Genomic DNA, 14019 nt, shown 5'->3' with positions numbered 1-14019 from the left:
GGCTACTAGGCATGCGGCGCCAGGCCTGACCTCGGCGCGGCCTCGCGCCGATCCTGCCGCGGGCTGACCGCAAAGCGCGCGCGGTAGCGGCGGGCGAAGTAAGAGGCCGACTCGAAGCCGCAGGCCAGGGCTACCTCCAGCACGCTGAGGTCGCTCTGGCGCAGCAGCTGACGGCCCTTGTCCAGGCGCAGGGCGAGGTAGAAGGTGACCGGCGTGGTGTTCAGATGCTGGCGAAACAGCCGCTCCAGCTGGCGGGTGCCGATGCCTGCCGTGTCGGCCAGTTGCTGCGGACTTCGTGGCGCCTCGGTGCAGCGCTCCATTTCGCCGATCACCAGGGCCAGCTTCTTGTCATGGATGCCATAGCGGCTGCTGATCTGCATGCGCTGGTGATCCAGCCGGGTGCGGATGCGGCCCAGCACGAACTGCTCGGACACCTGGATCGACAGCGCCTCGCCATGGTCGCGGCCGATCAGCCCGAGCATCAGGTCCAGGCTGCTGGTGCCGCCAGCGCTGGTGATGCGCCGGCCGTCGATCTCGAACAGCTCCTGGGTCGGCTGCAGCTGTGGATAACGTTCCCGAAAGGCGTCCAGCGCCTCCCAGTGCAGGGTGAAGCGCTGCCGGGCGTCCAGCAGCCCGGCCTCGGCCAGCACGAAGCTGCCGGTATCGATGGCGCCGAGCACCAGGCACTCACGGTCGGCACGGCGCAGGCGGCTGGCCAGTTGCGGACCGAAGCTGGCCAGCGGCTCGAAACCGGCGACCACGAACAGCGTGCTGCCCGCCACATCGTGCTCCAGGGGGCCATCGACATTGAGCGACATGCCATTGCTGGCCGGCACCGCCTCGCCGTCTTCGCTGAGCAGGCGCCACTGGTAATGGGGCGCGTGAAAGCGATTGGCGACTCGCAGCGGTTCGATGGCCGACATCAGCCCCATCATCGAAAAGCCGGGCAGCAGCAGAAAGCAGAAGGGGTGGGCCATGGCGGCGCTCCGGTGCGAGAAGCCGTCATCTAACGGCACGGCTGACGGCTAATCAAGTCGGTATGTTCTGGTTTTATGTCGATATAGTGCGAATCGTAGGCCAGGCAACTGCGTAAGGTGGGCTCATCGGAATTCAGCCGTTCCGGTCACACGGTACTAAGAACCAGACTAAACCGTTGAGGAGCCCCATCATGAAAGCGCTCACCGCCTTCGCAGCATGCTGCACCTTCACCCTGTTCAGTTCACCCCTGCTGGCCGCCGAAGACGCCAGTTGCAAGACCGTGCGCCTCGGCGCCGTCGGCTGGACCGATGTGGTCGCCACCACCGCCGTGGCCAGCGAGCTGCTGCAGGGGCTCGGCTATGAAACCAAACAGGCCCAGGCCTCCCAGCAGATCATCTTCGCCGGCATCCAGAAGGGTCAGGTCGACGCCTTTCTCGGCTACTGGAAGCCGATCATGGATGACAACATCAAACCCTTTCTCGACGCCGGTGCCGTGAAAGTGGCCGAGCAGCCGTCGCTGAACGACGCCGTGGCGGTGCTTGCCGTACCGACCTATGCCGCCGAGCAGGGCATCAGGACCCTGGCCGATATCGCCCGCTTCAAGGACCAGCTCGACGGCAAGATCTACGGCATCGATGCCGGCTCGGGCGCCAATACGGCGATCCAGAAGATGATCGACGGCAACCGGTTCGGCCTCGGCGAATTCAAGCTGGTGGAGTCCAGCGAGGCGGGCATGCTCGCCGCCGTCGGCCGCGCGGTGCGCAACGGCAAGCCGGTGGTGTTCTTTGGCTGGAAGCCGCACCCGATGAACCTGCAGATGCCGATCACCTACCTGACCGGTACCGAGGACGTGTTCGGTCCCAACGATGGCGCCGCCACGGTGTCCACCGTGACTTCGCCGGATTACGCCCAGCGTTGCCCCAACGCCAATCGCCTGCTTACCAGCCTGCGTTTCAACAGTGAGCAGGAGGCCGAACTGATGCAGCCGATCATGGATCGCCAGGCGCCGGGCAAGGTGGCGCGCGAGTGGATCGCCGCCAATCCCCAGGTCGTCAGCGGCTGGCTCGACGGCGTTACCACGCGCGATGGCAAACCCGCTGCCCAGGCCCTGAAACTCACTCAGTAATCACACCGCCCTTTCATCACCGTGCCACGTGCGGGGGCGGCGTTCGCCCCGAATAATGAGGAGATCGACCGTGAATCATGACGTAATCATCACTTGCGCGGTCACCGGCGCCGGCGACACCGTCGGCCGCCATCCGGCCATTCCCGTCACGCCGAAACAGATCGCCGAGGCCGCCATCGAGGCGGCCAAGGCCGGTGCCACCGTCGCCCACTGCCATGTGCGTGATCCGCACACCGGCAAGCCGAGCCGCGACGTGGCGCTGTACCGCGAGCTGGTAGAACGCATTCGCGAAAGCGACACCGACGTGATCATCAACCTCACCGCCGGTATGGGCGGCGACCTGGAGATCGGCAAGGGCGAGCAGCCGCTGGAGTTCGGCACCGGCACCGACCTGGTCGGTCCGCTGACCCGCCTGGCCCATATCGAAGCGCTGCGCCCGGAAATCTGCACCCTGGACTGCGGCACCCTGAATTTCGGCGATGGCGACTTCATCTACGTGTCCACCCCGGCGCAGCTGCGCGCCGGCGCCAAGCGCATCACCGAGCTGGGCGTGAAGGCCGAGCTGGAGATCTTCGACACCGGCCACCTGTGGTTCGCCAAGCAGATGCTCAAGGAAGGCCTGCTCGACGACCCGCTGATCCAGCTGTGCCTGGGCATCCCCTGGGGCGCGCCGGCGGATACCGCGACCATGAAGGCGATGGTCGACAACCTGCCGCCAGGCCTGACCTGGGCCGGCTTCGGCATCGGCCGCATGCAGATGCCGATGCTCGCCCAGGCCATGCTCTTGGGCGGCAACGTGCGCGTGGGCCTGGAAGACAACATCTGGCTGGACAAGGGCGTGCCGGCCAGCAACGGCTCGCTGGTCGGGCGGGCGGTGGAGATCATCGAGCGCCTTGGCGGCCGTGTGCTCAGCCCGGCCGAAGGTCGGGCAAAGATGAACCTGAAAAAACGCTGAGCCGTCGCCTGGAGCCTGCCATGTCCTACGTTACCGATATCAAGATTTTCGCTGCCCTGGGCACCGGCGTGATTGGCGCTGGCTGGATCGCCCGCGCCCTGGCCCATGGCCTGGACGTGCACGCCTGGGATCCGGCGCCCGGCGCCGAAGCGGCCCTGCGCACCCGTATCGCCAACGCCTGGCCGGCGCTGGAGAAGCAGGGGCTGGCGCCGGGTGCGTCGCAGGACCGCCTGCGTTTTTTCGCCGACCTCGATGCCTGCGTGCGCGATGCCGACTTCATCCAGGAGAGCGCCCCCGAGCGGCTCGACCTCAAGCTCGACTTGCACGGGCGGATCAGCAAGGCGGCGCGCCCCGAGGTGATCATCGGCTCCAGCACCTCGGGTCTGCTGCCCAGCGAGTTCTATGCCGAGGCGCAGCACCCGGAGCGCTGCGTGGTCGGCCACCCGTTCAACCCGGTGTACCTGCTGCCGCTGGTCGAGGTGGTCGGCGGCGAGCGCACCGTGCCGGAGGCGGTACAAGCGGCCATCGCCGTCTACAGCGCGTTGGGCATGCGCCCGCTGCAGGTGCGCAAGGAGGTGCCGGGCTTTATCGCCGACCGCCTGCTCGAAGCGCTGTGGCGCGAGGCGCTGCATCTGGTCAACGATGGCGTGGCCACCACCGGCGAGATCGACGACGCGATCCGTTTCGGCGCCGGCCTGCGCTGGTCATTTATGGGCACCTTCCTGACCTACACCCTGGCCGGCGGCGACGCCGGCATGCGCCACTTCATGGCCCAGTTCGGCCCGGCGCTGAAGCTGCCCTGGACCTACCTGCAGGCCCCCGAGCTGACCGAGCAGCTGATCGACGACGTGGTCGCCGGCACGAGCGTGCAGCAGGGCCAGCGCAGCCTCGCCGACCTGGAGCGCTACCGCGACGACTGCCTGCTGGCGGTACTCGGCGCCATCCGCGAAACCAAGGCCCGCCACGGCTTCGCCTTCGAGGACTGAGCATGCTGCCCGTCACCTACCAGACCGCCGTGCAGCCCGACTGGGTCGACTACAACGGCCACCTGCGCGATGCCTATTACCTGCTGATCTGCAGCTTCGCCACCGATGGGCTGATGGACCTCATCGGCCTCGACGAGGCGGGCAGGGCGCGCACGGGGCACACGCTCTACACCCTGGAGTGTCACCTGAACTTTCTCGCCGAGGTAAAGCTTGGCGTCGAGGTTCAGGTGCGCACCCAACTGCTCGGCCATGATCGCAAGCGCCTGCATATCCATCACCTGATCGAGCGCTGTGACGATGGACAGATCGTGGCCGAAAGCGAGCAGATGCTGATGAATATCGACACGGCCAGCGGCCGCTCGGCACCGTTCGATGAGCAGGTCGCGCAGCAGGTGCAGCTACTGGCTATGGCGCAGTTGCACGCACCGCAATCCGTCAATGTCGGGCGCGTCATCGGTTTGCCGGCGACCTAATAGCCTGTTCACGATCTATCAGTCCCACTTCAGCGTTTTGACTGCAATGTGGCGAAAGCGGACGTAGGGTGGATGACGCTTTTTTCATCCACCATTCGGTTTCGAAGCGGTGGACGGGTCGGGCCGCGTAGGTGAAGCGTCGTCCACCCTACAAAAGCGACAGCGCCCGATGTCCGCTTCTGCCTTTTTGCAGTCTCTTTAATGTCGCCTAAAAGACTGTGAACAGGTTCTAAGGCGGGCACCTACAGGGGAAGGTGCCCGCCGGTTCATCAGAAACGCATCTGGCGCCAGGCCGGCGTGTCGTCGTTGGGGTTGTAGGTCAGCTCGCTCTTGTCGGTCTTCTCCAGGCCGATGGCCTTGAGCCAGGTGTCGAGATCGCCGGTGCTGATCTTGCCATCGCGCCTGTCGTTCTTGGCCAGGTTGTCGAGTTGCTCGAAGAAGCCCGGGTTGTTGAGCAGGAAATTCGCCGCTGCTTTCTCCTCTTCGCTGCCGTCGCCCTTGGAAATTTTATCCAGATCGTCCCTGCTGACGATGTCGTCCTTGCCGTTCCAGGCGTCCCAGCGCTCGCGAATGGTTTCGATGATGTCCTTGTGTTCATCGTAATAGGCGCGCCCGTAATCCTCCTGGTGAGCGCCGACCATCTTCAGCCAGGTGTTGAGGTCGTTGGTGCTGACCTTGTTGTCCTGGCCACCCTTGCCCCATTGGGTATCGAGTTGCTCCCAGAATTCGCTGTTGTTGAGCAGGAACTTCGCGGCTGCTTTCTCTTCTTCGCTGCCGTTGCCCTTGGAAATTTTATCCAGATCGTCCTTGCTGACGATGGCGTCCTTGCCGTTCCAATCGTCCCAGCGCTCGCGGATGGTGTGGATGACCTCGCGGTTCTCTTCGTAGAACGCCTTGTCGTACTTGGCCATGTGCTTGTCGTCGTCCAGGCGGTTGATGGACGAGCCGCCTTCCTGGGGCGTTTCCTTGAAATGCTCCCATTCGTCTTTCTGGTAGTCGTAGATGCTCTGGCCGGCCGGGGCATCGCGGCCGTCGTATTCGTAGAAGCTGTAGCGGGCATACTCGAGCTTGTCGCCCCAGTCTTCCTGGGTCAGGCCGAGTTCAGCCAGATCCTTGAACCACTGGCCTTCCTTGTCGGTGGCTTTCTGCTTCTTCTCGTGGTCGACGAAAATGCCGATGATGCCGCCGATCAGCCCGAGCCCCGCGGTGATCAGGAACAGCGGGCCGGTGGCACCGGCCAGGGCGCCGATGCTGGCGAACAGCCCGACGGTGCCGATGACGCCGGCGGTGGTGCCTGCCACGCCGCTGATGATCTGCAGGGCACCAGCGGCCTTGCCCAGATCGCTGTTGTTGGCGATGGCATCCTTGATGGTAAAGCCGCCCATGACGATATCGGCGACGCTGAGGATATCCGGCGCCACGCCCAGCACCTTGGTCAGGGTGCCGCCGATCTTCGCCGCCAGGCCAGGCTTTATCGACGGGGTGTCGGCCCCGCCCAGGGCGTTGTTGATGGTGTCGGTGTCGACGATGCCCTGCACCGAGCCATTGCGCACCGTGTCATTGAGGCGGTCGACGGCATCGTCGATCACCTCGGCGGCCGGTGGCGTGCGGTTGTCGTGCTCGAACATCTGGTTGATCGCGTCGCCATCCAGGCGCAGATCGCCGTCGAACGGATCGTTGGCCGCCGGCACGCTGCGGCCCGACTCCTCGATGCGCTCGCTGACCACGCGCTCGACCGATTCGCGACTCGGCGGCGTGATATTGCGTTCTTCGAAGTACTCCACCGCATCTTCATAGATGGTCGACACCGCGTCGGTGTAGGTGGAGTACCCCGAGGAGGTGACCGAGGGTGGCAGCGGGCGGTTGGCCGCGTCATCGAGCAAGTCGGCGAACTCGCGAACCGAGGCATCGTCTGGTACCTGCCCCAGCCCGGCCCCGGCCTGGCGTTCGGCGATGCTCTGGTTGATGGTGTCTTCGGTGATGACCAGGTTCTGCTCGTCGGCGAGCTGATTGAGGCTGTTGTAGCGTGAGTAGTCGTCGGGTGGGTTGCCGCCGGCCCGTTGCACGATGTCATCGAGCAGGGCGCGAGTCGCGGCATCGTCGAGCGGGCCGATACCGGCGGCCTCGGCGGAAAGCCGGACCTGATCGAGCACGCTGCCGCCACCACCGCCATTCAGCGAGCCCAGCTCGATCACGCTGTTGGCGCGGCTCTCCACTGCTTCGGGCACGCCCTTGATGCCGCGATCACGCAGGAAGCCTTCGACCTTCTTGCCAAGGGTGCCGTTTTCCTTGCCCCAGATTTCCGGCAGGGTCTTGCTCAGGCCCAGCAGTTCGGCGGTGTTGGTCTTGGTGAAGAGGTCGAAGATGCCGGTCTTCTCGAATTGCGCACCGCCACTGAGGAAGGTGATGAAATCCTTGGCGATGGCCAGGCGTTCCAGGGGCTCGTCGGACAGCTGGCCGTTCTTGGCCGAAAGCATGTAGATCGCCCCGCCCAGGGAGCCGAAGGCGGAAATGGTGCCGAGCACGCCGTACTGGTTCAGCGTGCCGATGGCCCGGGTGAAGTCGTCCTTGCTGACTTCAGCCGGGATGTACTTGGTTTCCAACTGCTTATTGAAGTCGGCCTGGGTGATGGTGCCGTTGTTGAGCTGCTCGGAGAGCTTGGCAAAGTCGGCCATCTTGGTCTTGTCATTGAGCAGCTCGTTGTAGAACTTCTCGATGCTGTCCTGCACCCGGCGCGGAATGTCGGCGGACTTGAGCACGGTCTTGATCAGCGCGCCCATGTCCTTGTAGGCCAGTTCCTTGTACTCGTCGGGAATCGCACCGGGGTCGCCGACCAGGGTATCGATCTCGACCAGGATGCCGTTCTGCTTGAGCGCCGATTCGGCCTGGCGGGCGCGTTCGGGGTCGAGCAGCTCCAGGCTGGAGGCGAGCCGGGCGACCTCTGCCTGGCCCTCGCTGCCCAGGCCCTGCTCTTTCATTTCCGCCAGGTACCTGACGAAATCCAGGCTGGTCAGGGTGTCGTAGAGTTCATCGGCCAGCCTGGTCTTGTCCTCGCCGCTGATCTTCTCGATGGCGCTGTCCAGTTCGGCCTGGTATTCCTTGCCGATCTTGTCCTTCTCGCCGTTGCCGTTGGTGAACATCTCGCTGAGCAGCTCATCCACCGAGTTGCCGTTGAGGATGTCCTGCATGTCCTCGGTGCTGAGGGTTTCGCCATCGCTGTCGAACTTGCGCCAGGTGGTGTTGCCGCCGCGCGGATCCTCGATGTAGGGGGTGATGCGGTGGCCGCTCTCCATCGACGCCTTGCCCTCGATGGCCTTGACCAGCTTGTAGATGTCGCTGTCCTTGCCGACCTTGCCGTCGTCGATGAGCTTCTTGTACTTGTCGAGCAGGTTCTTGGTGGCCAGCTCGACCACCGTCATCTCTTCCTTGTCGTCCTTGTTGGCCTTCTCGCCGCTGCTCTGGCCGAGCAGATCCAGCTTGTCGAGGTCGGGCAGGTCATATTTCTCACGCAGTTTCTGGATCGAGTCGCCGCCTTTGACGTGGTCGCTCCACATCCCAGCAACACGGTCGTACATCGCCTTGTTTTCATGCTCGGACACCACGTACTTCTTGCCATCCTTGGTTTCGAACTGGATGACGCCATTGCCGAATTCCTCCGGGCCACCCCAGAGGGCAATATCATGTTCGGCCACATAGGTGTCGGGGCCGGCGACCTCCCGCCCATCGGCGACGCGCTGTTCGAGGGTATAGCGCGACAGGCCGATCTGCTGCACCTCGAGGAACAGCTCCGGGGTGAGGGCCTTGGACACGGTGACCGTCTCGCCGTCCGCGGTGACGTAGGTGATCACCTCGGCCTCTTCCAGGTTGCCCTGCCACTTGAACTGGGTGTAGTCGCCCCAGTCCTGCACCTCGGTGTTGCGGTCGGCGATGGCGTGCTCGTCGTCCATCGCCGCGACCACCTGGGCCTTCTGCTCGGGAGCCTGGTTGAGGGCATGCAGGTTGACCAGGAACTTGTACAGCTCGGGATTCACCGAGCGCTCGACCACCACGCCCTGGCCCTCGAGCTCGTAACGGATCTTGCCATCCCTGGGCGCATCGACCCGGGTCTTGTCCATCGGTGGCCACTGCTCGTTGTCGGTGGCGCTGCGATCCTGCTTGGGCTTGGTATTGCTCTTGGCCTTCTGGCTAAGGCGCATGATGTTGTCGAAACGCAGGCTGTCGGCGCCGCTCTGTTCGTTGGGGCCTTTGCTCAGGGGTTTCACGCTCACGGCAGATTCCTCGCCAAGTGGACGGGTGGCCTACTCGCGTCGCTGACAATACCGCGTGTGCGTCTGTGGGCCGGGACCGTTCGATTGTTCCGCTTGCCGGCGTGAAATGCTGTGAAACATTCCGTTCACATGGCGAACGGCATAAAAAAGCCCCACAGGCCAGGGCCTGCGGGGCTTCGAGAGGTGCCGGGGTTGTCAGCAACGGCGAGGGCTACCCGCGCCGTTGCATGCCACTCACTGGGTCTTCACATCGCGCAGATAGGGTGCCGGCGCCGCGCCCAGGTTGCTGAGCATGCGCTCGCTGTACCAGTCGATGAAGTTGACCACACCGAACTCGTAGGTTTTCGAGTAAGGGCCGGGCTGATAGGCGGTGGAGTTGATACCGCGCTGGTTTTCCTCGGCCAGGCGACGGTCCTGGTCGTTGGTGGCGTCCCAGACTTCGCGCAGGCGGGCGACATCGTAATCCTCGCCTTCCACGGCGTCCTTGCGCACCAGCCACTTGGTGGTGACCATGGTTTCCTGGGCGCTGATCGGCCACACGGTGAACACGATCAGGTGATCGCCCATGCAGTGGTTCCAGGAATGGGGCAGGTGCAGGATGCGCATCGAGCCCAGGTCCGGGTTCTGGATGCGGCCCATCAGTTTCTTGCAGCCCTGCTTGCCGTCCATGGTCATGGACACGGTGCCCTTGAGCAGCGGCATGCGCACGATACGGTTGCGCAGGCCGAAGCCGGCGTGCAGGTAGGGGATCTTCTCGGCCTCCCACTTGGCGGCGGATTCGGCCACATGGTCCTTGAACGACTGGGTCGCGCGGGGATCGTTGGTGTCGTCCCACTCCAGCAGGGTGTTGAGCAGTTCCGGGTGCGAACCGTTGCAGTGGTAGCACTCGCGGTTGTTCTCCAGCACCAGCTTCCAGTTGGCCTTTTCCATCAGGGTGGTCTGCACGGCCACCTTGGCGTTCTCCATGTCGTAGGGTTCCATGTAGTGCGCCAGGGTGGCGAGGAACTCGTCGATGGCCGGTGGGTTCTCGGCCAGGGAGATGAAGATGTAGCCGCCGGCGGTCTTGCAGTTCACCGGCTTGAGGTTGTAGTCGGCGAGGTTGAAGTCGGCGCCCATCTCGGTGCCGGCGAACAGCAGGCGGCCATCCACTTCGTAGGTCCACTGGTGGTAGGGGCAGACCAGCTTGGCGACCTTGCCCTTTTCGCTGGTGCACAGGCGCGAGCCGCGGTGGCGACAGACGTTGTGGAAGGCGTGCACGACGCCCTCGGCGCCGCGGATGACGATGATCGGGTTGTTGCCGATCTGCAGGGTCAGGTAGTTGCCCTTGGCCGGGATCTCGCAGGTCATGCCGGCGATCAGCCATTCCTTGTGGAAGATCTCCTGCATGTCGAGCTGGAACACCCGTTCGTCGTTGTAGAACGGCTGCGGCAGGGAGAAGGTGCGCTCGCGGTTCTGCAGCATCTCGGCGGCGGCGGCGCGGGCCGGTTCCAGCGGGTCGCCAAGGCTCAGCGTAGAGGTGACGGTCATCGGGAAACTCCTCGTGGCGGGCGCGGTGCGGCCGCTATGAATTAGGCTGGTGCGGTTGACGCTAGGTGGCGTCGCCTGGCCCGGATCGCCTGCCGAGTGGCGCATTGCTCAGGGGCTGCGGCGGACGCTCTTATCCTGTTCGGCTTGGGGGCGAGTGTGGAGCCCGGCGCGGGGCGAACCTTATCCATGGGCGACATGGCCGAATCATTTCCCGACTGGGTACGCCAGTGTCTACGGGGCAGGTCGCGGTGAGCATGCCGATGTCGCTGGCAGGTAAATGAGCGCCAGAGGCGTTGCGCACAATCGCGGCAAAGAATGGGCCGGTGAGCGGCCTGCGTGCGCGAGAGAACCGACATGTCGAACGACTTCCTCTATCCCGTCACCACCCAGACCTGGAGCAACGGCCGTCACGTGGTGCGTTGCGTCAAGGTCATCCAGGAAACATGGGACGTCCGCACCTTCTGCTTCATGGCCGACCAGCCGGTGCTGTTCTTCTTCAAGCCGGGGCAGTTCGTCACCCTCGAGCTGGAGATCGATGGCCTGCCGGTGATGCGCTCCTACACCATCTCCAGTTCGCCGTCGGTGCCCTACAGCTTTTCCATCACCATCAAGCGGGTACCGGGCGGCAAGGTTTCCAACTGGCTGCACGACAACCTGAGCGAAGGCCAGGAGCTGGCGGTACACGGCCCGGTGGGGCTGTTCAACGCCATCGATTTCCCGGCCGACAAGGTGCTGTTTCTCAGCGGCGGGGTGGGCATCACCCCGGTGATGTCGATGGCGCGCTGGTTCTACGACACCAACGCCAACGTCGACATGGTGTTCGTGCACAGCGCCCGTTCGCCAAAGGACATCATCTATCAGCGCGAGCTGGAGCACATGGCCGCGCGGATCAACAACTTCAATCTGCACGTGATCTGCGAGAAGCACGGCCTGGGCGAGTCCTGGTCGGGCTACCGGGGCTACCTCAACCAGCCGATGCTGGAATTGATGGCGCCGGACTACCTGGAGCGGGAAATCTTCTGCTGCGGGCCCACGCCGTACATGAGCGCGGTCAAGCGCCTGCTCGAAGCCAAGGGCTTCGACATGAGCCGCTACCACGAGGAGGCCTTCGGCCCGGTGCCGGCCGACGTGCGCGAGGATGTCAAGGAACTCGCCGAGCTGGCCGCCGATGCGCCCGAGGTACCGGCGGCCGAGCGCAACCAGGTGGCCTTCACCAGCACCGGCAAGAGCATCCAGGTCGGCCCGGGCGAAACCGTGCACGCTGCAGCGGCCAAGCTGGGCCTGCATATCCCCAAGGCGTGCGGCATGGGCATCTGCGGTACCTGCAAGGTGCTCAAGACCGCAGGCGACGTGGACATGGAGCACAACGGCGGGATCACCGACGAAGACGTGGCCGAAGGCTACATCCTGTCGTGCTGCAGCGTGCCGCGTAACGACGTGAGCATCGATTACTGATGCAAGCAGGCACTGATCGAAATTCGATCAGTGCGCCACAGCGCCCGCCCCACGGGCGCTGTGGCAGATGCCCAACAGCTTATCCACAGCTCGGCGCACGATAATTGTGTGCAACGCCGGCGTCTGCATGGCGCCACCAACTTTCCTGCCGCTCCGCTGCCAAGGGGCCAGGCAGCCTACCACCAGCGGACGCATTTCCAGCCGATTAGTCCAGAGTTATACAGACTATCCACAGTTCTATGCACAGCCCGTCGTACATAATCGGCACTGCGATGTCGGCTGGCTCATATAAGTGCTGTACGATTTATGATCGATAGGCTGAAGGCTCCGCATTTGCTGGGCTTCAGCGTTATGGCGACAGCTTTTGCACAGCTTGGTCCACGGCGTTTGGGGAAAGTCTGCGCAGCGTTGTTCAACAGCGCCTTCGAGCGCTCGTCGATTTATACTCGGAACATCGCTCTGTGGAGTGCTGATCACTAATTGTCCGCTAGCCTGCAGGCCCCGTGGGAGCTGGCCTACAGCGGTGGCTGAACATGTTATGCACAGCTAAGCGCACAACTTTTGTGTGTAGATAAGTTGCTAACCGATTGATACCGCTCATTTTTTAGGCGCTTCGCCAGAGGGCCCTTACGGCGGGGCCTGCAGCGATGTACTGACAAGTTATCCACGGCATCATCCCCGCATCGTGGGGACGAATTTCCACAGGCCTCCACTCACCGTTTGGTCCTGCTGTGGATGGAGCAGCCCTTCAAGTCGCTGATCAAGAAATGATCGGTGCGCTGGAGGCCTTTGTGTATAGGGCCTGGAGCGACATATGCACAGCTTGTGAGCGCGCTCCTGCACAGCAGTTGTGTGTAAGCCTACCGGTAACCCGCGAAATTGAACGTTTTTCGTACGAAGCCCTGGAGCCTTTGCAGGCCGTGTGCTACAGCCATATGCCGACAGCTTGTGCACAAGCTCGTCCACCTCATCTGGGGATTGCTCGAATCGCTATCCCCAGGCGAGGCATCGGCTGTCTTGAGGGCCCGCAGCAGGGGAGGCTGAAAAGCAGGCGGATACGCGGCATGCGACCGACTTGCAGGCCTGTTATCCACAGATAGCGAGTAATCAAGGCGGAGGAGGGAGTCGAGGGGCGTGGCAAGGCGTGGATCAGGACGCGACCTGATCCACCGTCGCTCGGTAGCGGCGTTGCAGGCTGCCGTCAGGACATTACCTGGCGGATATCCGCAGCCAGCTGACGCACCCGCGCTTCGTCGGTGTCCCACGAGCACATGAAGCGTGCGCCGCCGGCGCCGATAAAGGTATAGAAGCGCCAGCCGCGGGCGGTGAGGGCGGCGATGGCCGGCTCGGACATCTGCAGGAACACGCCGTTGGCTTCCACCGGGAACATCAGGCTCACGCCCGGTACGTCTTCCACCAGCCTGGCGAGCAGTTGGGCGCAGGCGTTGGCATGGTTGGCGTAACGCAGCCAGGCATCGTCCTGCAGGATGCCCACCCAGGGCGCCGACAGGTAGCGCATCTTCGAAGCCAGCTGGCCGGCCTGCTTGCAGCGGTAGTCGAAGTCTTCGGCCAGGTCGCGGTTGAAGAACAGGATCGCCTCGCCGACGGCCATGCCGTTCTTGGTGCCGCCAAAGCACAGCACGTCGACACCGGCCTTCCAGGTCAGCTCCGCCGGGCTGCAGCCGAGAAAGGCACAGGCGTTGGAAAAGCGCGCGCCGTCCATGTGCAGGTTGAGGCCCAGTTCGTCACAGGTCCGGCTGATCGCCTGGATCTCCTCGGGGCGGTAGACGGTGCCGACTTCGGTGGCCTGGGTCAGAGTGACCACCCGCGGCTTGGGGAAGTGGATGTCCTTGCGCTTGAGGGCGATCTCGCGGATCGAGGCGGGCGTCAGCTTGCCCTGCTCGGTGCGCGCGGTCAGCAGCTTGGAGCCGTTGGAGAAGAACTCCGGCGCGCCGCATTCGTCGGTCTCGACGTGGGCGGTCTCCGAGCAGATCACGCTGTGGTAGCTCTGGCACAAGGAAGCCAGGGCCAGGGAGTTGGCGGCGGTACCGTTGAAGGCGAAGAACACGTCGCAGTCGGTCTCGAACAGGCGGCGGAAATGGTCGGCCGCGCGGGCCGTCCATTCGTCATCTCCGTAGGCGCGCTGGTGGCCCTGGTTGGCCTCGGCCATGGCTTGCCAGGCTTCGGGGCAGATGCCCGAGTAGTTGTCGCTGGCGAATTGCTGGGCGTTGTCGGGCATTGGAAGGTCCTT

9 protein-coding genes are annotated in these 14019 nt (G+C 63.9%); 5 read left to right on the top strand and 4 right to left on the bottom strand.

Translation table 11 applies throughout. The features are described from left to right. Positions 1 to 5: 5 nt before the first annotated feature. Positions 6 to 977 (bottom strand): GlxA family transcriptional regulator, encoded by a 972-nt coding sequence (locus K8U54_RS08520; RefSeq protein ID WP_249909726.1) that lies wholly within the window; start codon positions 975 to 977, stop codon positions 6 to 8. A gap of 191 nt (positions 978 to 1168) precedes the next feature. Here K8U54_RS08520 and choX point away from each other — a divergent pair, with 191 nt between their 5' ends. From choX to K8U54_RS08500, 4 genes are all read left to right on the top strand, one after another. After that, the gene (choX, locus tag K8U54_RS08515) at positions 1169 to 2104 is read left to right on the top strand and encodes a choline ABC transporter substrate-binding protein (protein ID WP_249909725.1); all 936 of its coding nucleotides are present in this window, start codon (positions 1169 to 1171) and stop codon (positions 2102 to 2104) included. A 70-nt stretch (positions 2105 to 2174) separates the two neighbouring features. Further along, positions 2175 to 3059 carry a 3-keto-5-aminohexanoate cleavage protein gene (locus tag K8U54_RS08510; protein ID WP_249909724.1) on the top strand — a complete coding sequence of 295 codons (885 nt, stop codon included), beginning with the start codon at positions 2175 to 2177 and terminating at the stop codon, positions 3057 to 3059. 20 nt (positions 3060 to 3079) lie between these two features. Next, on the top strand, positions 3080 to 4045 hold the full coding sequence (locus K8U54_RS08505; protein ID WP_249909723.1) for an L-carnitine dehydrogenase: 966 nt from the start codon (positions 3080 to 3082) through the stop codon (positions 4043 to 4045). Between the two features lie 2 nt (positions 4046 to 4047). Continuing rightward, complete coding sequence (locus tag K8U54_RS08500; protein WP_249909722.1) at positions 4048 to 4518, top strand: thioesterase family protein; 471 nt, start codon at positions 4048 to 4050, stop codon at positions 4516 to 4518. Between the two features lie 269 nt (positions 4519 to 4787). On the opposite strand, the gene K8U54_RS08495 is transcribed toward K8U54_RS08500, so the two are convergent. Both K8U54_RS08495 and gbcA read right to left on the bottom strand, forming a co-directional pair. Further along, positions 4788 to 8786 carry a hypothetical protein gene (locus K8U54_RS08495; RefSeq protein ID WP_249909721.1) on the bottom strand — a complete coding sequence of 1333 codons (3999 nt, stop codon included), beginning with the start codon at positions 8784 to 8786 and terminating at the stop codon, positions 4788 to 4790. Positions 8787 to 9020: 234 nt separating this feature from the next. Further along, positions 9021 to 10313, bottom strand: a complete 1293-nt coding sequence (gbcA, locus tag K8U54_RS08490; protein WP_249909720.1) for a glycine-betaine demethylase subunit GbcA — start codon at positions 10311 to 10313, stop codon at positions 9021 to 9023. Positions 10314 to 10667: 354 nt separating this feature from the next. Here gbcA and gbcB point away from each other — a divergent pair, with 354 nt between their 5' ends. Then, positions 10668 to 11768: a glycine-betaine demethylase subunit GbcB gene (gene gbcB / locus K8U54_RS08485; protein WP_249909719.1), complete on the top strand. Its 1101-nt coding sequence runs from the start codon at positions 10668 to 10670 to the stop codon at positions 11766 to 11768. A 1201-nt stretch (positions 11769 to 12969) separates the two neighbouring features. Here the strand turns inward: gbcB and K8U54_RS08480 are convergent. Further along, positions 12970 to 14007: a threonine aldolase family protein gene (locus K8U54_RS08480; protein WP_249909718.1), complete on the bottom strand. Its 1038-nt coding sequence runs from the start codon at positions 14005 to 14007 to the stop codon at positions 12970 to 12972. Positions 14008 to 14019 lie beyond the last annotated feature (12 nt).

Source organism: Pseudomonas fulva (assembly GCF_023517795.1).
Taxonomy (GTDB): Bacteria; Pseudomonadota; Gammaproteobacteria; order Pseudomonadales; family Pseudomonadaceae; genus Aquipseudomonas; species Aquipseudomonas fulva_D.
Note: the sequence above shows the minus strand (reverse complement) of the source record. Positions and strands in the feature narration are given on the sequence as shown.

What these genes read in the sequence shown, in the direction of transcription:
- gbcA (WP_249909720.1), bottom strand. Translation starts at nt 10,313, where the DNA reads ATGACCGTCACCTCTACGCTGAGCCTTGGCGACCCGCTGGAACCGGCC.
- K8U54_RS08505 (WP_249909723.1), top strand. Translation starts at nt 3,080, where the DNA reads ATGTCCTACGTTACCGATATCAAGATTTTCGCTGCCCTGGGCACCGGC.
- K8U54_RS08500 (WP_249909722.1), top strand. Translation starts at nt 4,048, where the DNA reads ATGCTGCCCGTCACCTACCAGACCGCCGTGCAGCCCGACTGGGTCGAC.
- K8U54_RS08520 (WP_249909726.1), bottom strand. Translation starts at nt 977, where the DNA reads ATGGCCCACCCCTTCTGCTTTCTGCTGCTGCCCGGCTTTTCGATGATG.
- choX (WP_249909725.1), top strand. Translation starts at nt 1,169, where the DNA reads ATGAAAGCGCTCACCGCCTTCGCAGCATGCTGCACCTTCACCCTGTTC.
- K8U54_RS08480 (WP_249909718.1), bottom strand. Translation starts at nt 14,007, where the DNA reads ATGCCCGACAACGCCCAGCAATTCGCCAGCGACAACTACTCGGGCATC.
- gbcB (WP_249909719.1), top strand. Translation starts at nt 10,668, where the DNA reads ATGTCGAACGACTTCCTCTATCCCGTCACCACCCAGACCTGGAGCAAC.